This is a genomic window from Pseudomonas helmanticensis (assembly GCF_900182985.1).
Taxonomy (GTDB): Bacteria; Pseudomonadota; Gammaproteobacteria; order Pseudomonadales; family Pseudomonadaceae; genus Aquipseudomonas; species Aquipseudomonas helmanticensis.
This window is the reverse complement of record NZ_FXUY01000001.1, coordinates 3,054,705-3,076,674: the sequence shown is the minus strand read 5'-3', so window position 1 is coordinate 3,076,674 and position 21,970 is coordinate 3,054,705. Positions and strand designations below refer to the sequence as shown.

Here is a 21,970-nt window from a genome sequence, read left to right as displayed (position 1 = left end):
GTGAAGCATGCCGTTGGCGGCTTGTTATTAGCGTAGTCAGAGATGCTGGCCGTGGCGGGCCATGATGTGCCGCACCACGCTGTAGTCCTGAAGCGAATCACTGGATAAGTCTTTGCCGTAACCCGAACGTTTCAGGCCGCCGTGGGGCATTTCGCTGACCAGCATGAAATGGCTGTTGATCCACGTGCAGCCGTACTGCAAGCGCGCGGCAACCTGCATCGCCTTGTCCAGATTCTGCGTCCACACCGACGAGGCGAGGCCGTATTCGGAGTCGTTGGCCCAGTCGACGGCCTGCGCGAGCTCATCGAAACGGGTCACGGTGACCACCGGGCCGAACACTTCGCGCTGGACGATTTCGTCGCTCTGTTTGCAACCGGCGAGCAGCGTCGGTTGATAGTAGAAACCGGCGCCGGAGTGCACCGCCGCACCCGTCACCCGCTCAATGTGCGGCTGACCCAAGGCGCGCTCGACGAAACTGGCGACGCGGTCACGCTGGCGGGTACTGATCAGCGGGCCGATCTCGTTGTCGGCGTCACGTTTGCCGGCGAAGCGCAGGCTGCTGACGGCGGCGCCGAGTTCGGCAACCAATTTGTCGTGAATCCCGGCCTGCGCGTAGATCCGGCACGCGGCGGTGCAGTCCTGCCCGGCGTTGTAGTAACCGTAGGTGCGCACGCCATCGACCACGGCTTGAATGTCGGCGTCGTTGCAGACGATCACCGGGGCTTTACCGCCGAGTTCGAGGTGCGTGCGTTTCAAGGTTTTCGCGGCGGCCTGAAGGATTTTCTGGCCGGTGACGATATCGCCGGTCAGCGAGACCATGCGCACCTTGGCGTGGCCGACCAAATGGCTGCCGACGCCTTCGCCGCCACCGCAGATGATGTTGATTACCCCGCGCGGGAGGATTTCGGCCAGCGCTGGCGCCAGTGCGAGGATCGACAGCGGTGTGTGTTCGGACGGTTTGAACACCAGCGTGTTGCCGGCGGCGAGGGCCGGGGCGATCTTCCACGCGGCCATCATGATCGGGTAATTCCACGGCGCAATCGAGGCGACCACGCCAATCGGATCGCGCCGGACCATGCTGGTGTAGCCCGGCAGGTATTCGCCGCTGAGCTGACCGGTCTGACAACGCACGGCGCCGGCGAAGAAACGGAACACATCGACGGTCGCCGTCAAATCGTCCTGACGCGCCAGGTGCAACGGTTTGCCGCAGTTCAGCGATTCGAGGCGGGCGAGGTGGTCGGCGTGTTTTTCGACGGCGTTGGCGATGTCCAGCAACAGGTTTGAACGTTGCTGCGGCGTGGTGCGTGACCACTCGGCGAAGGCTCGGTGGGCGGCGAGGATGGCGGCTTCGACTTGCTCGGTGCTGGCCTCGGCGATGTGGGTGAGGATTTCACCGGTGGCCGGGTTGAGAATCGGCTCGACGAAACCCTGGCCTGCGACCAATTCGCCGTCGATCAACAACGCGGTACACATCGGGGTCTGCGCGCCAGCCATTTTCCGCGATCTCTTTTCTTGTGTGGCCATTGTTGCTCCCTGATATCGGGAGCCGACCGTCTTATAGATGCAGCAAGACTAGTGCGCGGCTCCGAGGTCGACAAATTCTAAATACTGAAGGCGGCATTCGATTAAATAGATGGCTTGCGCCCGCCGTGGGGTTGCTCGCGAGCCACGGTCAGGAATGGATCAACGAGAGCGGGGCGCGCGGTGCCACGGCGCCAGGCCAGGCCGACGTCGAGGGTTTGATTCAAGTCGGCAATTGGTCGTGCTTCGATGATGTCGCCCTCCAGTGACCATGGGCGATATGTCATGTCCGGCTGAATCGATACGCCCAAACCGGCGGCGACGAGGCTTCGCACGGCTTCCGTCGAGGCGGTTCTCAAGGTGATTTTCGGCTGCAACCCGGCGCCGCGCCACAATCGCTGGGCGTTGCGATCCATCTCATCGACGTTTAGCTGAATCAAAGGCTCGCGGGCGACATCGGCGAGGTTGATGCTGTCGTGTTCCAGCAATGGATGCTGCGCCGGCAGCCACAGACGATGGGGGGAATGAGTCAGTACCTCGGTCTGCAAGGCATGGCGATCTTCGAGATTGGAAAGGATCAACACGCCGACATCGATCTCGCCGCTGACCAGCAGATGCTCGATGTATGGCCGCTCGTCTTCCATCACGCGAATCTCGACGTTGGGATAAGCACGTTGAAAACGGGTGAGCAGATCCGCCAGGTAATAACCGGCGACGAGACTGGTCACACCGACGATCAACTGCCCGGCGACCTGATCGGTGCTCTGTTGCAGGCTGCGCTTGGCGTTATCCACGGTGGCGAGAATCAGGTGCGCCTGGCGTAGGAATTGATGCCCTTGGTGCGTAAGGGTCATGCCCTTGGCATGGCGGCTGAACAGGCTGACACCGATTTCCTCTTCCAGTTGCTGGATCGCCAACGTCAGAGTCGATTGGGAAATGAACGCGGTTTGCGCGGCGGCGGAGATCGAGCCGGTCTCGGCCACAGCGATGAAGTGTCGGATCTGACGCAGGGTCATCATGAGACAGGTACCCAGTGGGCGGTTTTTATAGATTGGCCTGAGTGTATATCTATTTTCAAGAAGGCCTGCGGGCAGCGAGCAACATCTGGAAGCACACTTGCAGGCAGGGGAAGGGCACTTTCGAACTAGGCTGGAGGCCTTATAGGTCCGGTTAACCCCTGTTTGGAGGCGGAACATGAACACCCGTGGATTGCTCGATCAACTACTCAAGTCCGGCCAGGATCTGTTGCAGAACAAGGCGGGCGGGTCGCAGAACAAATCGGCCGGCGGTGCCTTGGGTGGTTTGCTTGGCGGCGCTTCAGGCTCTGGCGGTCTCGGCAGTCTGCTCTCAGGCGCAGGCGGCGGTGCGTTGGCGGCGGGCGCAATGGGCCTGCTGCTCGGTAACAAGAAAGTGCGCAAGGTCGGCGGCAAAGTCGCGATCTACGGCGGCCTCGCCGCACTGGGCGTGCTGGCTTACAAAGCCTACGGCAACTACAACGCGCAGAAAGGCACAGCACCACAACGCGAACCGCAGACCCTCGACCGCTTGCCACCGGAACAAGCAGAGCAACACAGCCAGGCCATTCTCAAAGCACTGGTCGCAGCCGCCAAGGCCGACGGCCATATCGATGACCGCGAGCGCCAACTGATCGAGGGCGAATTCACCAAGCTCGACAACGATCAGGAACTGCAGCACTGGCTGCACGCCGAACTCAACAAGCCCCTCGACCCCACTGACGTGGCCCGCGCTGCGAGTACGCCGGAGATGGCGGCTGAGATGTACATCGCCAGTGTGATGTTGGTGGATGAGGAGAACTTTATGGAGAAGAGTTATCTGGATGAACTGGCGCGGCAACTGAAGCTGGAGCCGGGGTTGAAGGTGGAGTTGGAGAAGCAGGTGCGGTTGGCGACTGTCTAGGTCGATGAGTCAGGGCTGCATCAGTGCAGCCCTGGTGTGTTGAAGGACAGGACTATGCTCGTTTCTTGCCACTTCGCTCATTCAAATAAACTTCGGCGAAGATCTCTGTAATGGCTCGTTTTGGCGAGCGCTGCTTGAGCTCTCTGACCTCCTTGCTCAGGCGAATCAGGTCTTCGCCAGGCTTTGCCCATTGTACTTTAGGCAAGGGCTCAGACCATGAGCGCATAGCCTCGGGCAACACTTTACGTCCGACTTTTGCAATTCGGCGAATTTCCCATTCGACGAGTCGATTGGGCAATGTCCAGAACGTCATGACGTGAAAGAGATACCAAAAAAATCCAGTCATCCAGCTCACTTCCTTGTCGCGAATTCGGCTTCGCAAGCGCGCTCGCGCATTTCGGAACGTATGCATTCCTTCATGGGGAGGATCATTGGGACCTTGCAGATCCATGGGGTCTTGATGGCTTTTCAGGCCGTTGACCTCGTACTCCATAAAAGCGCGTACGGCCTCCCAGTGCGCGATTGCCAACGGTAGGCCAGCGCATACGAACTCAATGCAGACCCTCTGGCCCTCACGTTCGAATCCCATGCCCATCCCGTACTGTCGTCGGACGCCATATTGTGTTGCTCCTTGCGCCTCAATCACCCAAGCGGAGAGTGACTCCCAAGGTACGAAAACCGGTGTTTCCGCGTCCGTGGGCATGAAACAGACTTCCCGGCGCTGGCGGTTGAAGCGGGTCGGGATGACGGTTGTGTATTTTTTGTGGTCGTAAAACCACACGATAAGGCCAGTACCGAGTCCCACGAAAAACAACCAGATCGCGGATTCCCGGGCAGCGAAATAAAGGTCTGAGCTGAACTCCAATACTTCAGTTAACCGATAGCCGCTTGACGCGAGGATCAGCCCCGCGACCAGAGGAATACCCAGGGCAATCAGGAGCGCAGCGGTAAATGGTGCTCCCAACGTCAATTGCCATGAAAACAATTGAGGTTTGCCACCACCAAAGTCCAGATACGCATCGTTCAGCTCGCTTATGTAAGGACTGTTGGGCGATGCATCGGTGGGTAGTGGCAGCGGTGCCAGGTAAGTGGTGGTGCCAGTTGAAAATTGCTCCACGTCTCCGGCGCGATGGTTCGTCGTAGCAGCAGGCTCTATCAATTCGAAATCAAGGGTTTTAGGCATGCGAAGCGATTTCCAGCATCAGAGGCTCTATCGATAGCAATGGTGCGTGGGGGTGGGGCGCAACCAGGTTGATTGCTGGAAAAGCGCCAGTGCCTCTAGCGAAAAGGGGACGGGTTTGTTTTTTTGAAAATGAACCATCCCCTTTTGTTTTTCAGTTTTGTAAAAGCTCAGACTTGACCTGACGGTTATCGGGCTATCTGATTTCTAGCTACTATATAGCTCAGCTGTTTTTTATTCTTCTGCCTTGCTTTCGTTTAGGTTTGCCTTGAAGTACGTCATAAAATCCTGTCCTTGAGCAAAGGCTTTTTCGATTTTCGCGCTTTGCTCTTTAAGCACCGGGCTTGGCTTGCCCCATTGTTTAGGCGGAAGAGGCTTAGACCACTCGGCAATGGATTCAGGAAGAGATTTCATGCTGAAACGATGGTCCCATTCTGCTACCCAATACGGAAAACGCCACCAAGTGATCAAATGTGTCAGGTACCACCAACCAACTCCTAAAGCGGAACGTTCGTTGTTCTGGTATTCCTCGTGCATGTCTTGTCGTTTTTTATCAAAGGTGTGGCGCCCCTCGTAGGCTGCCTTGCCTGGGCAGAACTCTGGACCTTTTTCCATATAGATCCGTATGGCTTCCCACTTACCCAAGGCATGGGCAGGAGTCATCACGCCTTGTCTCATGAAATGCACTACGTCAGCTCTGGAATCGTCGAACGCCATACCAAATGTATAGGTGCTTGTTACGCCTACTCCAGTAACACCTGTACTGATTGAAAGCCAAGATACTATCTCTTCCCATGGTTGAATGACGGGGAGGTCAGAACCTTCGGGAAAGAAACAGACTTCACGACGTTGGCGGTTGAATCTAATTGGACGGCTGCGCGACTTTGCTCTGGTAGTGCTCAAAATAACGTAAATACCCAAGAGCGCAGCTATTCCTCCTCCCCAAATACTAAAGGTGACACCGAAATCGAACATGCCTGCTGTTCTGTCCCAAAAGGACTCGGCAAATGGGGATCCCCAGGTAGTAGATCCTGCAAGCAAAGGCAGAATAATCAGGCATGAAAAAATAAACATCATCCCGAGCCCAATCATTGCCCTCGCTTGGAAAGCCTTGCCGGAATTACTACTGCCTACGTCGAGGAATGTGTCATTTACCTCAACAAAGCTTCCGCCCAAATCCATGGGGACGTTGCCCGTTGGTATCGGAAGCGGGGAGAAGAATAATGCCTCACCTGTCGCGAACTTACGCTTCTCACCAGCCACGGGCCGTATTTTTTTGAGATTTAGATCGTCGCGGGATTGCTCATTTATTGAAGACATTAGGTTTGCCCGGCTTGTTTTGATGATTCGAGCACAGTTAGCGTGTCGGTGGTCACAATGAATGCTTGAGCGGTTGTATTTCGTGCGCTGAAAAACCCAGTTGTTGAAAATTCCTTCCCGCTTCCAACATTAAGTGTCTTGGTTTCAAACATTATTTCCTGAAATTTTTGCGCTCCGGGGAGTGGATGGTATCGCAATTTTATGGCAAGACCGTGCTGAGCGTTAGCTTCATGCGCAAAAATTTCTAGCCCCAGTTGGAGTGGCGCGTCTGGTGGACTCAGTAAATTGAGTTGATATAGCAAAGGTTCAGTCCAAGGCTCCCAGTCATTGCGCTGGAGACTGCTTGACCAATACGCGGTAAGGCCAAATCCAACATCATCCAGCTCTCGAATTGTTATATTTGGAATGCTAATCACTGCAGTAGGTTTGTTATTTATTTGTCTTAGACCGACCTGAGGAGTTGAAGTGATCTCTGCCAATTGCATGCGATCTGCTTGGAATTCGCGATTTTGGTTCTTCTTTCCCCACGCGCCCTGCTGAAGCCAGTTATCAAACTTCGTTTTATTGTTTCGGTTGTAAATCCACTCGCCACCTAGCTGCAACACCGTCAAACCTAACCCTATTAAGTTGGCTCTCGCAGCAACGCTCAGAAGTTTGCCTCCAGCTGTAACCCAAGCGACAGCTCTTGCTTGACTAACATTTGAAGCCGCCTCAAACATATATTGCCCTGTTCGTGCAACTGCCCAACCGTTAACGACAAACTGTCCAGAGTCGCCCGCGATTGTCATGCTGGCACCAGCCAGCTTTGCACTATCTCCCGACCTCAAGGCTTCAGTCCAACGAGCGACAGAGCCTTTTTCCCCGTACAGACTTGTGGCTGCTGCCGCCATACCGAACCCGTAAGCAGCTAGCCCCAGCCCCCCGGTGAGCTTTCCAATGCGCGCGGCTAACTGGACTTTGCCGGCAGCACTTGAATAATTGTTTTTGACTACGTTTAGAGTAGTGGCTGATATCCCCTGTGCAGCCGCAAAGCCTCCTCCGCTTGCAGAGAAGAACGCATTGCCAAATGCAACGTAATCGGTTTTATCCCAGCTGGGTTTTCTTCTTAACTCTGAATAAACAGTGACAAAGTTAATTAATTGCACGACAAATACAGCTGATGCGAAGATGTCGCCTCCCGCAGATTGAAAGATATCTTTTCCTAGTCCCCTTACCTTGTCGCCTGTGTTTAAGCGATGATCTTCGGCCATTCGGTGGACTTCAGCTTCTTGGGCGCTGGTTAGGCCTTTAATTTTTATACTTGCTTTACTCGGGCCTTCGCCAACAGCAACCATCGCAGGCGCGATTTTTTTCTCTAACGGGGCGACGGATTGCTGAACAGATTTACGCTGTGCAACCAAAGATCGATAGCTCCCCTTGGGGGCCCGACCTTTTCGCTCGTTAGCCAATGTCTCTCTGATCCTGTTTTTCAACGAGGACATCTGCTGGCGGAGTTCGGTGAGTTTCGCCATGTCAGCTTCGAACGCATGAAGCTGGCTTGCAGAAGCAAACTCAAGAGTAATTCCTTTTTTGCCAAATGTTCTTAGTACGTCGATCCATGCTGAGCCGGGAATATTTCGTAGAATTTTAGATGGGTCTATTGCTCGGCCGTTGCGTAGTCCTTCTATAGCTTCTTCGAGAGCATTCGCCAAGCGGAGTTGTTTGGCAGGTTCATAAGCAGTGTTTCGTGCTTGATCGAAAGTTATACCATCGTTGCTTAGATTTATTGATGCCGCGAGATCCTGGGTCAGGAGCGTTACAAAATTTCGACTGATTTTTTGCAGTCCTTGGAAATCCTTCGCTGAAAGGGGTATGTCCCGGGCCGATTTTATTAATGAGCCGATTTTTGCAAAAAGGTCCTTCTGATCGGTCAAGCTTGCAGTAAAGAAGGTTGGAACTGTAAAGCCCGGCTCTTTTTCTATTAGGTCTGCAATCGCTTCGGTAGCCTTGTCAGTGCGACATATATCTTTCATGCACGCGTATTCAGTAGCAAGAGCCGATTCAAGTTGGGTTACAAATTTTGGGTCAAAATACCAAGCAGATTTATAGAAGCGTTTTTCACATACTAATTTTACTCGATCTTCAGTTATCAGATCCAAACGCTTATTCCAACGGCTTAATTGTGCTCGCTGTTGTTTAAGGAAGGCTTCCATAGCCGGTCGGTCAATCAGGTCGTTAATGCCTTCTTGTCCCATTTTTGCGCCATTGAGCGCTTCATCCGCGTTGTCTTCGATGGTCTCGATCAGGTCTTCGTACTTGGAATATAAAGGTCCAAGATTCGTACGCATCCGCGACTTTGAGGCTGCAATAGCCCCACGATGCGTACCAGCGCCTGAATACTGGGTTTGATTTTTAACGTTGACGTAGTCGACGATCGATTGCCGCTGCTCTTCGTTTATTTCGTCCTTGAGTTTGGCAAAACGAGGGTCGCCTTGGGCGGCATTTAGAATGGTTTCGCCTGTTACGGTGTACAACGATTCGATGTAGCAACCAAACACATACTTTTTTTGATTGGCCTCAGCGTCGCTCCAGTCGCTGATCCAGCCAGTGACCAAGTCCTGATGCTCAGCGAGATCGCGTAATACGCCCAGGTCATCCTGTAAGACCAAGTACAGATGGTCACGCTCATGTTCTGCCTTGACTTGCTTTTTGAGCGTGCCCATCTGAGTTTTCTTGAAGTGCGACGCTTGCTCCCAAAGATAGTCCTGACTTTCCTCAGGTTTGGCACTCGTAACCGACGGTTCTTTACTCGGCTGCTCCGCAACCTCAGCAATCCACTTTTCCGCCTGAATTGGAGTCAGCAGATTAGCTGCACCTTTCTCAGGGTCTGCACTGGTGAGATCAACCTTCTGCATGAAGTACTCACGTTCAGACTTGTGCTTGATGACCTGCGCGCATTTTGCGGCGGTCCATTGCACCTCGGAGTAGTTGACGTAGAGTTTGCTCAAAAGCGGGAAGACCAACACGGCTTCGCCCACGTTGCTTTCGCGTTTGTTGACGGTGATTTCGCTCTTTTCCCACAGCAGTTGGGTCACGATGCCGTTCTGGATTCGGTATTCGTGCATTACGGCTTCAGGCTTCTTGTCGACGATGACGTAGAGCCAGCCGTCACGCATCAATCGAATGCCTAGTGGGCGAGAAGTGGTTTTGTACGGCATGGTCAGCGCACTTGACGGGTCGAGTCGTTCAACGAGGCCGTAACGCAGTGGGATGAGCTGGATTTTTGCCTTCATCAACGAGCAGCCGCCCATGGCACACTTGCCGTCATCCCGGCTTTTTGCAACGTTGTTCGGGCTTTTGCCGGTCGATGTTGGCGTTGTCATCCTTGGCTCCTGGTCAATGTTGCTGCCCGTTCCTGGGCAATATCAGCGACCCTTTCGAGTCGTTGTGCGGGCGTTTGCTCCGACGGGGTTTTGAGTATGGCGTCGAGGTCTGGATGTTCTTCCAGTGCTCGCTCGCCAAGGAACCCGTGAATGTTGGCGTAGAGGGTGATATCGAGTTCGGTGTTGAAGCCGCGATCATAGGAGGTCGACGCCAACGCATGCAGGTGTTCCCAGCGTTGCTGTGGGGTCGACTGTGCCTGATAGCTTGGGAAATATTCTTGCATGTGTGCATCGAGACGCATCACAACATTGCGAAAGTTCACCTCGTCCAGTTGACTGAGTTGTGCTTCGCTCAATCGATAGCGCTTGCTGTGGTCGGGCTCGGGAGCGTTGCCCGGCCTATTGTTTATGTACCAGCAATCCAGTGCTGCATCGGCAGTAACGATTTGTTTGCAGGGGCCGAATAGGGTCGGATCCTTGATAGTTTCTGCGTGAGCAAGCAGTGCATGAGTTACGGCCGGGTCCGCGATGCGCAACAACACTTCCTCCCCCAGTGGGTGCATGACGCTGGTGAGCCAGCGAAAGTGTGCGACCAGTTGATCCCATGATTGATCGCTAAACACCAAGTGCCCCCATTCCTGACGCGATGCGTTCAGGAACCGGGTCAGGACCGGGTTGTTCTGTGCTTTTATTTGCACGAGGCATGGGGAGATATCGCCCAGTTCTGCCCAACGAGTCCCAAGATAAAGCGGCTCGAACTCAGGGTTTTCCGTCCACTGATACAGGTGCTGCGGAAGCTTCTCAACGCTGACACCATCAAGCAGTAAACCTACCGTGCCATTCCATGGAAGGCCTTGGGGGAGGCCGTTTTCCAATGGAAATTCCGACTTAAGCATTCTGAGCCTCCAGCTTGGCTTTCTCACACACCGCACAAATCGGTTTCTTCTGCATTAACGCCTGCCGCTGCGCCGGCACCAACAACTTCCCAGCCTTATCCGTATCCGCCTGCTTCAACGGCCCCGGCAACAACGGCGCCGCACCGGTGCCGCCGCCCGGCCCACCGCCGGAGTTCATGTTGATCACCGGCCCACTCATGGTCACGCCGCCGGCATCAATCTTGATAAAGCTGCCGCCGCCGATCAGGGTCAGTTCGGCGCCAGCCTCCATCACCACTTTCATGCCGCTGCTGAGATGGATTTCCTGCCCCGCGTCGATGAACTGCCCAGTGCCGATCTTGATGTGCTGGTTCACGCCCACAGTCAGGTGGTCGTTGGCGCGGGCTTCGACTTTGCGGTCTTCGTAGACGGTGTGGTGTTCTTCGGCTTTGAATTCGCTGTAGCTGTTTTTTTCGACGGTGTCGTGGCGTTCGTTGCCCACCCGAATCTTCTGGTCGTGCTCGATGTTTTCGTCCCAGTCGCGCTGGGCGTGCAGGTAGATCTGCTCCTGACCTTTTTTATCTTCGATGCGCAGTTCGTTGTAGCCGCCACCGCCCATCGAACTCAGGGTCTTGAAGGTGCTGCGGGTCTTGTTCGCCGGCAGCGCATACGGGACGGTGTTTTCCTTGTGGTACAGGCAGCCGCTGATCAGCGGTTGATCGGGGTCGCCTTCAAGGAAGGTCACCAGCACTTCCATGCCGATACGCGGGATGGCGATGCCGCCGTACTGGGCGCCGGCCCAGGCGGAGGAGACGCGCAACCAGCAACTGGTCTTGTCGTCGGCCTGGCCTTCGCGGTCCCAGTGGAACTGGACTTTGACCCGGCCGTATTCGTCGCAGTGGATTTCTTCGCCTTTGGGGCCGGTGACCACGGCGCTCTGGCTGCCGAGAATGCGTGGTTTCGGGTGGCGCAGGGGCGGGCGGTTCGGCACGTCCCATGGCGTGGCCTGGAAGCGGTTGCGGTAGCCCTGATGGAAATCGTCTTTGAGCGCGGTGGTGTCGCTGGTCACCGACTCTTCCAGCACTTGCGGCTGCTTGCCTTCATGATGGACTTCGGTCAGCAACCAGAGGTCGTTCCATTTGGCTTTCGGGTGCGCGGTGAGGGCGAGGAAATGGCCGCTGACCAGCAGTGGCTGATCGCTCTTGCCTTCGGCCAGCTGGAAGTCGCTGCGATGGCGTTCGAGGGCACGTTTGGCCAGGTGTTTGCCGCGCTCGCGGTCGACGAAGCGGCCGGGATAATCGTAATCCTCGAGGTCGGGCAGGGCGTCGCCACGGTTTTCGCTTTCGAGGGTGATGCGCGGTTTTTCGAAGTCGTAATCGCGGCGCGTGGTGCGGCTGGTGCGGGTTTCCAGGCGCAGGTCGAAGCGCTTGATCACCGGGTCGCTGGCGACCATGCCGGAGTCTTGCTGATAGGCCACGGGTTGGAGTTTCGGGAACACCGTCTGGTCATCGCCGAAAATCAGTTTGTGCGCCGTGGCGGTGTGCTCAAAGTGGTAGTGGATACCTTCTTCTTCGCACAGGCGCTGGATGAAATGCAGGTCCGACTCATCGTATTGCACGCAGTAAACGCGCTCGGGATAAATCGAACCGGTCTTGAATTCGTAGGCGTTGCTTTGAATGCCGTGTTCTTCGAGGACCTTGCCGATGATTTTCGGCACCGTGAGGTTCTGGAAGATGCGTTGGTTGATGCGGTGCGCGAGGTACGCCAGCTGCGGGCGCAGGGTCAGCGAATAGCGCGTCAGGCGTTTGCCCGAATCGCCTTGCGCGGCGCGATAGATCTGGCCGTGGATGCCGCTGCCGTCGGGCGACAGTTGCAGGAAGGCCGGTTTGTGCAGCAGGGTTTCGAGGTCCAGCGACGGCTGCTCACTGACCAGCTCCACCTCAAAGACAAAAGGCTGGCTGATGGCTTCCCGGCCTTGCAGGGTAAACACCTGAAAGTCAGCAGAAAGACCTTCGATGGTCAGGGCAAAGTGGGTTTCATTGGCCGGCGCGAACATCCGTTGTTCCTCGTGCTGTCACAAAAATCTGGAGTTGCGAAAACAACATCGACCAGCAGAGCTGGCCGATGCTTGTAACGATCAGCCGTAATTAAACGACTGGAGCACGCCAGTCATCGGAACCCGAAGTACCGGATACTTCGTGGGTCCAGGTGATTTTGCGGTAGGTGAACTGCACTTCTTCCAGGTGGGTGAAGTGCGAGTTGCCTGGATCCTGGCAGTTGTGCATTTTGTTGTTGATGGCGACGATGATCGCGTCTTCCAGTTTGGTGGTGTAGTAGTGCTCTTGGGTACCTTGAGCAGAAGTACGGAACCACTGGATAACGATTTCGCTCATGCGCTCGCCGGAGGTCAGAGCGGCTTGCAGCAGAGGCGAAGCCTTGTCGTAGACCTTGGTGATCACAACTGGCTTGTGAACGCGCTGACCGGTTGGTTGGCCGGATTGCGGGTCACGCGGGATGATTACGTCGTGGCTGAAAGCCTGAACCATGACCTGGTCTTCGTGGCCTTCCTGGTAGGTGTTGCCTACGGAGTCAGCGGTGAATGCGCCTGCAGTGATCAGGCCTTGTTTTTCGCCGGTAACCGACATGTACGCTGGTGTTGCCATGGGGTGCTCTCCTTGCGGATAAATTTAGGGTGCCCGGGGCGAAATCGCCCGGTGGGTGCCTGATTGTTATCAAGGAACGTGCCAGCTTTGCTGTAATTCCCGAAAACACGGGGCCAAACAGCCGAAAAGTGCATGTTTCAATATGTTTCATGCTGGTTTTAGGCTAAAAGTGCGCAACTTCTTGCGCAGTGGTGTGCAAGAAGTTGCGCACTTGGCCACAGGCCCCGGGCCATGGGGGCTGTAGCGATTCAAGAGGCGAAAATCGGCGAACAAGTGCGCAAGAAGTTGCGCATCAAGGCGCATTGCCAGCATCTTGCCGAAATGGAAAGCCCGGAAATGATCAATCCATCGCCCCTTTTTGCCATTACCCCACTGGTACGCCAACCCCGAATTAACCGACAGTCCAGTCCCAGAGCCTTCCGCCAAACGGGTCGGATTAAAAAGCGTCTTATAAATGAAACACCGCCCTCGGCTATACTCCCCGCATTTCGACCTAGGCACGAGGAATCACTGTGAAGAACTGGACGTTGCGCCAACGCATTTTGGCGAGCTTTGCGGTGATTATCGCCATCATGCTGTTGATGGTCGTCGTCTCTTATTCGCGGTTGCTGAAAATCGAGGCCGGCGAGCAGAGCGTGCGTCAGGACGCCGTGCCCGGCGTGTATTTCAGCTCGATGATTCGCAGCGCCTGGGTCGACAGTTACCTGCAGACCCAGGAATTGCTCGGCCTGAAAAAAGGCCAGGGCATCAGCGCCGAGGACGCGGCTGATTTCAAAGCCTTCGAGGCGCGTCTCGAAGAGCAGATGGGCAACTATCAAAGCACTGTCACCACTGATGAGGACAAGGCCGAATTCGCCGTCTTCAAGCAAGACGTCCTCAACTACAACAAGATTCAGACGCAGGTGCTCGATCTGTATCAGCGCAACCAAGAGGATGAGGCGGCGAAGTTGTTCAACGAACAGCTGACTCCGGCCTGGACCGCCGGCCGGATGAAACTCAACGACATCATTCGCGAGAACAAAGCCGTCGCAGATGAGGCCATGAACAACATTGATGATGCGGTCGCCGCCGCGAAAGTCAGCATGGGTATTTCATTGCTGGTCGCGGTGCTGGCGGCGGCAGCCTGCGGGTTCCTGCTGATGCGCGCGATCATGGCGCCGATGAACCTGATCGTGCGGATTCTCGAAACCATGCGCACCGGCGACCTCAGCACCCGCCTGAGCCTCGACCGCAAAGATGAATTCAACGCGGTGGAAACCGGCTTCAACGACATGATGACCGAGCTGACTTCGCTGGTATCCCAGGCGCAACGCTCGTCGGTGCAGGTGACCACCTCGGTAACCGAGATCGCTGCAACCTCCAAGCAACAACAAGCCACCGCCACTGAAACGGCGGCGACCACCACCGAAATCGGTGCAACGTCCCGCGAGATCGCCGCCACGTCGCGCGATCTGGTCCGCACCATGACCGAAGTCTCCACCGCTGCCGATCAGGCCTCTGTTCTCGCCGGTTCCGGCCAGCAAGGCCTGGCGCGCATGGAAGACACCATGCACTCGGTGATGGGCGCGGCGGATCTGGTCAACGCCAAACTGGCGATCCTCAACGAGAAGGCCGGCAACATCAATCAGGTGGTGGTGACCATCGTCAAAGTCGCCGACCAGACCAATCTGCTCTCGCTCAACGCGGCGATCGAAGCCGAGAAGGCCGGTGAATACGGACGCGGTTTTGCCGTGGTCGCCACTGAAGTGCGACGTCTGGCGGATCAGACCGCGGTCGCTACCTACGACATCGAACAAATGGTCCGCGAGATCCAGTCGGCGGTGTCGGCGGGTGTGATGGGCATGGACAAGTTTTCCGAAGAAGTGCGCCGTGGCATGTCCGAAGTGCAGCAGGTTGGCGAGCAGCTGTCGCAGATCATCCATCAGGTGCAGGCGCTGGCGCCGCGCGTGTTGATGGTCAACGAAGGCATGCAGGCGCAGGCCACCGGCGCCGAGCAGATCAACCATGCGCTGGTGCAGTTGGGCGATGCCAGCAGCCAGACTGTCGAGTCGCTGCGCCAGGCCAGTTTCGCCATCGACGAACTGAGCCAGGTGGCCGTCGGGCTGCGCAGCGGCGTTTCGCGATTCAAAGTCTGATGAGCGAAATCATCGCCAAACGCAACGCCGCACCGCTGGCGAAGCAGGCGTTGTTCCTGCTGTTTCGCATCGGTAGCGAGCGTTACGCCTTGCGCGCCACCGAAGTCGCGGAAGTGCTGCCGCGCCTGCCGTTGAAGCCGATTGCGCGGGCGCCGCAGTGGGTCGCCGGGGTATTTGCGTATCGCGGTGTGGTGGTGCCAGTGATCGATCTCAGTGCGCTGACGTTCGGTGAACCCGCGCAAGCGCGCACCAGCACGCGTCTGGTGCTGGTGAATTACCAGCCCGACGATGCGCGGCCGGTGCAATGGCTCGGGCTGATTCTGGAGCAGGCCACCGACACCTTGCGCTGCAATCCGCAGGATTTTCAGCCCTACGGTCTCGACAATCGGCAGACGCCTTACCTCGGCCCGGTGCGTGAAGATGCGCGCGGACTGGTGCAATGGGTGCGGGTCAATGACTTGCTCGATGACGCGGTGCGCGCCTTGCTGCTCCCGCAGCCGCCACGGGATCCGGCGCAGCTTGAGGAACAGCCATGAGCAGCGATCAGCGCTTTTTCGACTTTCTCAAGGAGCGCATCGGCCTCGATGTCACCTCGGTCGGCCCGGCGATCATCGAGCGCGCGGTGCGTCAGCGCACGACACTCTCGCAAGCGGCGCATGCCGATGAATATTGGCAGTTGTTGCAGGGTTCACGGGATGAGCAGCAAGCGCTGATCGAAGCAGTCATCGTCCCCGAGACGTGGTTTTTCCGTTACCCGGAATCGTTCGCCACGCTCGGTAAACTGGCGCGCAATCGCCTCACCGAGCTGAACAACATGCGCGCGCTGCGCATTCTCAGCCTGCCGTGTTCCACCGGCGAAGAACCGTATTCGATTGCCATGGCCTTGCTCGATGCCGGGCTCAAGCCGCATCAGTTCAAGGTCGATGGCATGGACGTCAGCCCGCTGTCGGTGGAAAAGGCGCGGCGGGCGCTGTACGGCAAGAACTCGTTTCGCGGCCAGGATCTGGACTATCGCGAACGGCATTTCAGCGCCGAGCAGGACGGCCATCGGGTCAACGAAAATGTCCGTGAGCAGGTGCGTCTGCAAGTCGGCAATGTGCTTGATCCGGCGCTGCTGGCCAGCGAGCCGGCGTTCGATTTTGTGTTCTGCCGCAACCTGTTGATTTATTTCGATCAGCCCACGCAGAAGCAAGTGTTCGAAGTGCTCAAACGCCTGACGCATGTCGACGGCGTGCTGTTTATCGGCCCCGCCGAGGGCAGTCTGCTCGGCCGTTTGGGCATGCGCTCGATCGGGATCCCGCAGTCGTTCGCGTTCAGTCGTCACAGCGACCCGCAGCCTGAACCGCTGCCAGTGCCCAAGCCGATTCCGTTGCCAGTCAGCCAATCGATACGCAGCACGCCGCCACCGCCCGTGCGCCAACGGCCATTTGCGCCAGTGACCGCGCTGCCGACCACCCGCACCAGCGCGAATCCGGACGCCGCGACCTTGCTGGCGAATATCGCGGCACTGGCCAATGAAGGCAAAAGCGCCGAAGCGCGTGCCGCGTGCGAGCAGTATTTGCGCAGCCACGAACCAGTGGCTCAAGTGTTTTACTGGCTGGGACTGCTCAGCGACGTCGCCGGCCTGACCCTCGAAGCCCAGGGTTTCTACCGCAAGGCGCTGTACCTCGAACCGCAACACCCGGAAGCGCTGATGCACCTCGCGGCTTTGCTCCAGGCCCAGGGCGACAGCGCCGGTGCCAGACGATTGCAGGAGCGCGCCGCCCGCAGCGGGCGCACCGCTGACAGTGAGCGTAAACGATGATTTCGGCCGACACCTTGAACGTCACCCATGAAGACGCCCAGGCCATCGACGATTGCTGGAACCGTATTGGCATCCACGGCGACAAGTCCTGCCCGCTGCTCGAAGAACATATTCATTGCCGCAACTGCTCGGTGTATTCCGCAGCGGCGACGCGCTTGCTCGATCGCTATTCGTTGCAGCAGGACGAGCGCGACCCGGTGGCGATCGCGGTCGAAACCGATGTCAAAACCCGTTCGCTGCTGATGTTCCGTCTCGGTGAAGAGTGGCTCGGATTGGCGACGCGTAGCCTGGTGGAAGTCGCGCCGTTGCAGGCGATTCACTCGTTACCGCATCAGCGTTCGCGCGCCTTGCTGGGGGTGGCGAATGTGCGTGGCGCGCTGGTGGCGTGCCTGTCGCTGGTGGAATTGCTGGATCTGGATGCCAGCGCCGCTCCAGCTGTCAGCGGGCGCATCATGCCGCGCATGTTGATCATCGCTGCCCATGGCGGGCCGGTGGTGGTGCCGGTGGATGAGGTTTACGGCATTCATGCCATCGATGAGCGAATCCTTGATGCCGCGTCGCAATCCGGCGCCCAGGCCAGTGCCAAGTACACCCGTGGCGTCCTGCAATTTCGCGGTCGCAGCCTGCGTTGGCTGGATGAAGAACAGCTGTTGTCTGCCGTGACCCGGAGCCTCACATGACCCCCGAGCAAATGCGCGACGCCTCGCTGCTGGAGCTGTTCAGCCTTGAAGCCGAAGCCCAGACGCAGGTGCTCAGCGCCGGGCTGCTGGCGCTGGAGCGCAATCCGACCCAGGCCGATCAACTCGAATCGTGCATGCGTGCGGCGCACTCGCTCAAGGGCGCGGCGCGAATTGTCGGCATCGACAGTGGCGTCAGCGTCGCCCATGTCATGGAAGATTGCCTGGTCAGCGCGCAGGAAGGGCGCTTGTTGCTGCGCCCGGAACACATCGATGCGTTGTTGCAGGGCACCGATTTGCTCATGCGCATTGCGACGCCAGCGAATGCTCCGCAACCGGCTGACATCGAAGCGTATGTGGTGTTGATGGCGCAGTTGCTTGATCCATCGTCGCCGCCTGCCGTCGCTGCGCCGGTCATGGCCGAATTGCAGTTGCAAGCGCCGCGAGTCGAGCCAACGCCGCCAGCGCCGGTGCAATCTGTAGAACTACCGGTGGAGGCGCCAGAGCCGCCGCCACGGAAAAGCAGACGCACCACTGAAGGTGGCGAGCGCGTCTTGCGCGTTACCGCCGAACGCCTCAACAGCCTGCTCGACCTGTCGAGCAAATCGCTGGTGGAAACCCAGCGCCTCAAGCCGCACCTGGCAACCATGCAGCGCCTCAAGCGCATGCAGAACAACGGCCTGCGCGCGCTGGAAAATCTCAACGTGCACCTCAAGGAACACGCGCTGAGCCTTGAGGCGCTGGAAGCCCTCGAAGATGCGCGGCGCTTGCTCGCCGAGTCGCAACAATTGCTCAGCGAGAAAAACGCCGAGCTGGATGAATTCGCCTGGCAGGCCAGTCAACGCGCGCAGGTGCTTTACGACACCGCGCTGGCCTGTCGCATGCGGCCGTTTGCCGATGTACTCAGCGGGCAGGTGCGCATGGTTCGCGATCTGGGCCGCAGCCTCGGCAAACAAGTGCGCCTGGAAATCGAAGGCGAGAAGACTCAGGTCGACCGTGACGTGCTGGAAAAGCTCGAAGCGCCGCTGACTCACTTGCTGCGCAATGCCGTCGATCATGGCATCGAAACCCCGGAGCAACGTCTGCTCAAAGGTAAACCCGAAGAGGGCCTGATCCGCCTGCGCGCCTCGCACCAGGCCGGTCTGTTGGTGCTGGAATTGAGCGATGACGGTAACGGTGTCGATCTGGAAAAGGTCCGCCGCAGCATCGTCGAACGGCAGTTATCCCCAGCCGAAACGGCGGCGCAGTTGAGCGAGGAAGAACTGCTGACCTTCCTGTTCCTGCCCGGTTTCAGCCTGCGCGACACGGTCACCGAAGTCTCTGGCCGGGGCGTGGGTCTCGATGCCGTTCAACACATGGTTCGCCAGTTGCGCGGTGCCGTGGTGCTGGAACAGGCGGCGGGCGAGGGCAGTCGCTTCCATCTCGAAGTGCCGCTGACGTTGTCGGTGGTGCGCAGTCTGGTGGTGGAAGTCGGCGAAGAGGCTTATGCGTTCCCGCTGGCGCACATTGAACGCATGTGCGATCTGGAGCCTGAAGACATTGTCCAGGTCGAAGGTCGCCAGCATTTCTGGCATGAAGGCCGGCATGTCGGGTTGGTCGCGGCCAGTCAGTTGCTCAACCGCCCGGCCAGCCAGAACAGCGGCGAAACCCTGAAAGTCGTGGTGATTCGCGAGCGCGATGCGATTTACGGCGTGGCGGTCGAGCGCTTCATTGGCGAACGCACTTTGGTGGTATTGCCACTCGATGAACGTCTGGGCAAAGTGCAGGATATCTCAGCCGGCGCGTTGCTCGACGATGGCTCGGTGGTGCTGATCGTCGACGTCGAAGACATGCTGCGTTCGGTGGATAAGCTACTCAATACCGGTCGCCTCGAGCGCATCGCCCGTCACGGCAATCAGGCCGCCGAGGCTGCGCGCAAACGCGTGCTGGTGGTTGACGATTCGCTGACCGTGCGCGAGCTGCAACGCAAGCTGCTGCTCAATCGCGGCTACGACGTCGCGGTGGCGGTGGACGGTATGGACGGCTGGAACGCGCTGCGTTCGGAGGACTTCGATTTGCTCATCACCGACATCGACATGCCGCGCATGGACGGCATCGAGCTGGTCACCCTGTTGCGTCGCGACAACCGTCTGCAATCGCTGCCGGTGATGGTCGTGTCGTACAAGGATCGTGAAGAGGATCGCCGCCGTGGTCTCGACGCCGGGGCGGACTATTATTTAGCCAAAGCCAGTTTTCATGACGACGCCCTGCTCGACGCAGTGGTCGAGCTCATCGGAGGAGCGCGGGCATGAAGATCGCAATCGTCAACGACATGCCAATGGCGGTGGAGGCCCTGCGTCGTGCATTGGCCTTCGAGCCGGCGCATCAGGTGGTCTGGGTCGCTCGCAACGGCGCCGAGGCGGTGCAACTGTGCGCCGAGAACACCCCCGACCTGATCCTCATGGATCTGATCATGCCGGTGATGGACGGCGTCGAAGCCACCCGCCGGATCATGGCCGAAACCCCGTGCGCGATCGTCATCGTGACCGTCGACCGTCAGCAGAACGTCCATCGCGTGTTCGAAGCCATGGGCCACGGCGCGCTGGATGTGGTCGATACCCCGGCACTCGGCGCCGGCAATGCGCAGGAAGCGGCGGCGCCGTTGCTGCGCAAGATCCTCAATATCGGCTGGCTGATCGGCGACAAGGCACCGCGCTCGCGACCGACGCCGACGCCCCAGCGCAGTTCGGCATCGTGCAAGCGACTGGTGGCGATCGGCTCGTCTGCCGGCGGGCCCGCAGCGCTTGAGGTGTTGCTCAAGGGCCTGCCCCGGGACTTCTCGGCGGCGATTGTGCTGGTGCAGCACGTTGATCAGGTGTTCGCCGCCGGCATGGCCGAATGGCTGGCCAGCGCCAGCGGCCTTGATGTACGGCTGGCCCGCGAAGGCGAGCCACCGCAAGCCGGCGCCGTGCTGCTGGCCGGCACCAATCATCATATTCGGTTACTCAAGAACGGCACGCTGGCCTACACCGCCGAGCCGGTCAACGAGATCTACCGACCCTCCATCGACGTATTTTTCGAAAGTGTCGCCAGTTATTGGAATGGCGACGCCGTCGGGGTTTTATTGACCGGGATGGGACGCGACGGCGCGCAAGGGCTTAAGCTCATGCGCCAACAGGGTTACCTGACCATCGCGCAGGATCAGCAAAGCAGTGCGGTTTACGGCATGCCCAAGGCTGCAGCAGCCATTGATGCCGCCGTGGAAATCCGTCCACTGGAAAAGATAGCGCCACGATTGCAGGAGATTTTCCCCAAATGAACCGATTTATCCGCAATCCTGGCCCCCGCAGTACTCAGGTGACCGCCCATGACTGACTTACAGATCGACGACATTAAAACCGACGAAAACGCCGCCATGGTGTTGTTGGTGGACGATCAGGCAATGATCGGCGAAGCCGTGCGCCGTGGGCTGTCGAATGAAGAGAACATCGACTTCCACTTCTGCTCCGACCCGCATCAGGCCATTGCCCAAGCGGTGCGGATCAAACCGACGGTGATTCTTCAGGATCTGGTGATGCCCGGCCTCGACGGCCTGAGCCTGGTGCGCGAATACCGCAATCATCCGGCGACCAAGGACATTCCGATCATCGTCCTGTCGACCAAGGAAGACCCGCTGATCAAGAGCGCGGCGTTCTCCGCCGGGGCCAACGATTATCTGGTGAAACTGCCGGACACCATCGAACTGGTGGCGCGCATCCGCTATCACTCGCGCTCGTACATGACCCTGCTGCAACGCGATGCTGCATACCGTGCGTTGCGGGTCAGTCAGCAGCAGTTGCTCGACACCAATCTGGTGCTGCAACGGCTGATGAACTCCGATGGCCTGACCGGGTTGTCCAATCGCCGCCACTTCGACGAATACCTTGAACTGGAATGGCGCCGCTCGCTGCGCGATCAAAGCCAGTTGTCACTGCTGATGATCGATGTCGATTACTTCAAGCCGTACAACGACAGCTTCGGCCATGTTGAAGGCGACGAGGCGTTGCGCAAGGTCGCCACGGCGATCCGCGACGCCAGCGCGCGGCCTTCTGACCTGCCGGCGCGCTACGGTGGTGAAGAGTTTGCGCTGGTGCTGCCGAACACCTCGCCGGGCGGCGCGCGGCTGGTGGCGGAGAAACTGCGCCAGACCGTGGCCTCGCTGAAAATCCCGCACAACACCCCGGGTGACGGCGCGAGCCTGACCATCAGTATCGGCCTGGCAACCATGGTGCCGCAGTCGGGCAGCGATTGCCGCTTGTTGATCTCGGCGGCGGATCGTGGCCTGTACCTGGCCAAGAACAACGGCCGCAACCAGGTCGGCATCGAATAACCACCGCAATCCCCTGTCGGAGCTGCCGCAGGCTGCGATCTTTTGATCTGTTTTTAAAATCAAAGTCAAAAGATCGCAGCCTTCGGCAGCTCCTACAGGTGAAATGTGTCAAGTGAATCGCCCCCACAGCCGCCAGACGGGCTGCCGTGACAGCCTGATTACGTTATA

General features: G+C 58.0%; 16 protein-coding genes. 8 read left to right on the top strand and 8 right to left on the bottom strand.

Features of this window, described 5'->3' with window-relative positions; all coding sequences use genetic code 11:
• Nucleotides 1-36: 36 nt before the first annotated feature.
• Entirely contained in the window at nucleotides 37-1,494 is a 1,458-nt protein-coding gene (locus QOL84_RS13835; RefSeq protein WP_283438656.1) for a gamma-aminobutyraldehyde dehydrogenase, read from the bottom strand.
• 131 nt (nucleotides 1,495-1,625) lie between these two features.
• The gene (locus tag QOL84_RS13830) at nucleotides 1,626-2,540 is read right to left on the bottom strand and encodes a LysR family transcriptional regulator (protein ID WP_007967749.1); all 915 of its coding nucleotides are present in this window, start codon (nucleotides 2,538-2,540) and stop codon (nucleotides 1,626-1,628) included.
• A gap of 175 nt (nucleotides 2,541-2,715) precedes the next feature.
• On the opposite strand from QOL84_RS13830, the gene QOL84_RS13825 reads away from it, so the two are divergent.
• Complete coding sequence (locus QOL84_RS13825; protein WP_283437557.1) at nucleotides 2,716-3,438, top strand: tellurite resistance TerB family protein; 723 nt, start codon at nucleotides 2,716-2,718, stop codon at nucleotides 3,436-3,438.
• Nucleotides 3,439-3,490: 52 nt separating this feature from the next.
• Here QOL84_RS13825 and QOL84_RS13820 read toward each other — a convergent pair whose 3' ends face one another.
• From QOL84_RS13820 to QOL84_RS13795, 6 genes are all read right to left on the bottom strand, one after another.
• Nucleotides 3,491-4,621 (bottom strand): hypothetical protein, encoded by a 1,131-nt coding sequence (locus QOL84_RS13820; protein ID WP_283437556.1) that lies wholly within the window; start codon nucleotides 4,619-4,621, stop codon nucleotides 3,491-3,493.
• Nucleotides 4,622-4,852: 231 nt separating this feature from the next.
• Complete coding sequence (locus tag QOL84_RS13815) at nucleotides 4,853-5,938, bottom strand: DUF6708 domain-containing protein (RefSeq protein ID WP_346772241.1); 1,086 nt, start codon at nucleotides 5,936-5,938, stop codon at nucleotides 4,853-4,855.
• Nucleotides 5,938-9,300 carry a toxin VasX gene (locus QOL84_RS13810; RefSeq protein WP_283437555.1) on the bottom strand — a complete coding sequence of 1,121 codons (3,363 nt, stop codon included), beginning with the start codon at nucleotides 9,298-9,300 and terminating at the stop codon, nucleotides 5,938-5,940. Before QOL84_RS13810 ends, QOL84_RS13815 begins: the two co-directional genes overlap by 1 nt.
• A complete protein-coding gene (locus tag QOL84_RS13805; protein WP_283437554.1) occupies nucleotides 9,297-10,196 on the bottom strand; it encodes a DUF4123 domain-containing protein in 900 nt (299 codons plus the stop codon). Before QOL84_RS13805 ends, QOL84_RS13810 begins: the two co-directional genes overlap by 4 nt.
• Nucleotides 10,189-12,231 carry a type VI secretion system Vgr family protein gene (locus QOL84_RS13800; RefSeq protein WP_283437553.1) on the bottom strand — a complete coding sequence of 681 codons (2,043 nt, stop codon included), beginning with the start codon at nucleotides 12,229-12,231 and terminating at the stop codon, nucleotides 10,189-10,191. The genes QOL84_RS13805 and QOL84_RS13800 overlap by 8 nt, the downstream gene beginning before the upstream one ends.
• Before the next feature lie 91 nt (nucleotides 12,232-12,322).
• Entirely contained in the window at nucleotides 12,323-12,838 is a 516-nt protein-coding gene (locus QOL84_RS13795) for an Hcp family type VI secretion system effector (protein ID WP_007919523.1), read from the bottom strand.
• 512 nt (nucleotides 12,839-13,350) lie between these two features.
• Between QOL84_RS13795 and QOL84_RS13790 the strand changes: the two genes are divergently transcribed.
• Genes QOL84_RS13790 through QOL84_RS13760 form a run of 7 tightly spaced genes read left to right on the top strand, consistent with a single transcriptional unit; the run spans nucleotide 13,351 to nucleotide 21,802 of the window.
• Complete coding sequence (locus QOL84_RS13790; RefSeq protein WP_283437552.1) at nucleotides 13,351-14,973, top strand: methyl-accepting chemotaxis protein; 1,623 nt, start codon at nucleotides 13,351-13,353, stop codon at nucleotides 14,971-14,973.
• Nucleotides 14,973-15,509 (top strand): chemotaxis protein CheW, encoded by a 537-nt coding sequence (locus tag QOL84_RS13785; protein WP_283437551.1) that lies wholly within the window; start codon nucleotides 14,973-14,975, stop codon nucleotides 15,507-15,509. Before QOL84_RS13790 ends, QOL84_RS13785 begins: the two co-directional genes overlap by 1 nt.
• On the top strand, nucleotides 15,506-16,777 hold the full coding sequence (locus QOL84_RS13780; RefSeq protein ID WP_283437550.1) for a CheR family methyltransferase: 1,272 nt from the start codon (nucleotides 15,506-15,508) through the stop codon (nucleotides 16,775-16,777). Before QOL84_RS13785 ends, QOL84_RS13780 begins: the two co-directional genes overlap by 4 nt.
• The gene (locus tag QOL84_RS13775; RefSeq protein WP_129389676.1) at nucleotides 16,774-17,457 is read left to right on the top strand and encodes a chemotaxis protein CheW; all 684 of its coding nucleotides are present in this window, start codon (nucleotides 16,774-16,776) and stop codon (nucleotides 17,455-17,457) included. Before QOL84_RS13780 ends, QOL84_RS13775 begins: the two co-directional genes overlap by 4 nt.
• The gene (locus QOL84_RS13770; protein WP_283437549.1) at nucleotides 17,454-19,745 is read left to right on the top strand and encodes a hybrid sensor histidine kinase/response regulator; all 2,292 of its coding nucleotides are present in this window, start codon (nucleotides 17,454-17,456) and stop codon (nucleotides 19,743-19,745) included. The genes QOL84_RS13775 and QOL84_RS13770 overlap by 4 nt, the downstream gene beginning before the upstream one ends.
• Entirely contained in the window at nucleotides 19,742-20,752 is a 1,011-nt protein-coding gene (gene cheB / locus QOL84_RS13765; protein WP_129389682.1) for a chemotaxis response regulator protein-glutamate methylesterase, read from the top strand. Before QOL84_RS13770 ends, cheB begins: the two co-directional genes overlap by 4 nt.
• A gap of 48 nt (nucleotides 20,753-20,800) precedes the next feature.
• Nucleotides 20,801-21,802, top strand: a complete 1,002-nt coding sequence (locus QOL84_RS13760) for a diguanylate cyclase domain-containing protein (protein ID WP_129389685.1) — start codon at nucleotides 20,801-20,803, stop codon at nucleotides 21,800-21,802.
• The last annotated feature ends 168 nt before the right edge of the window (nucleotides 21,803-21,970 follow it).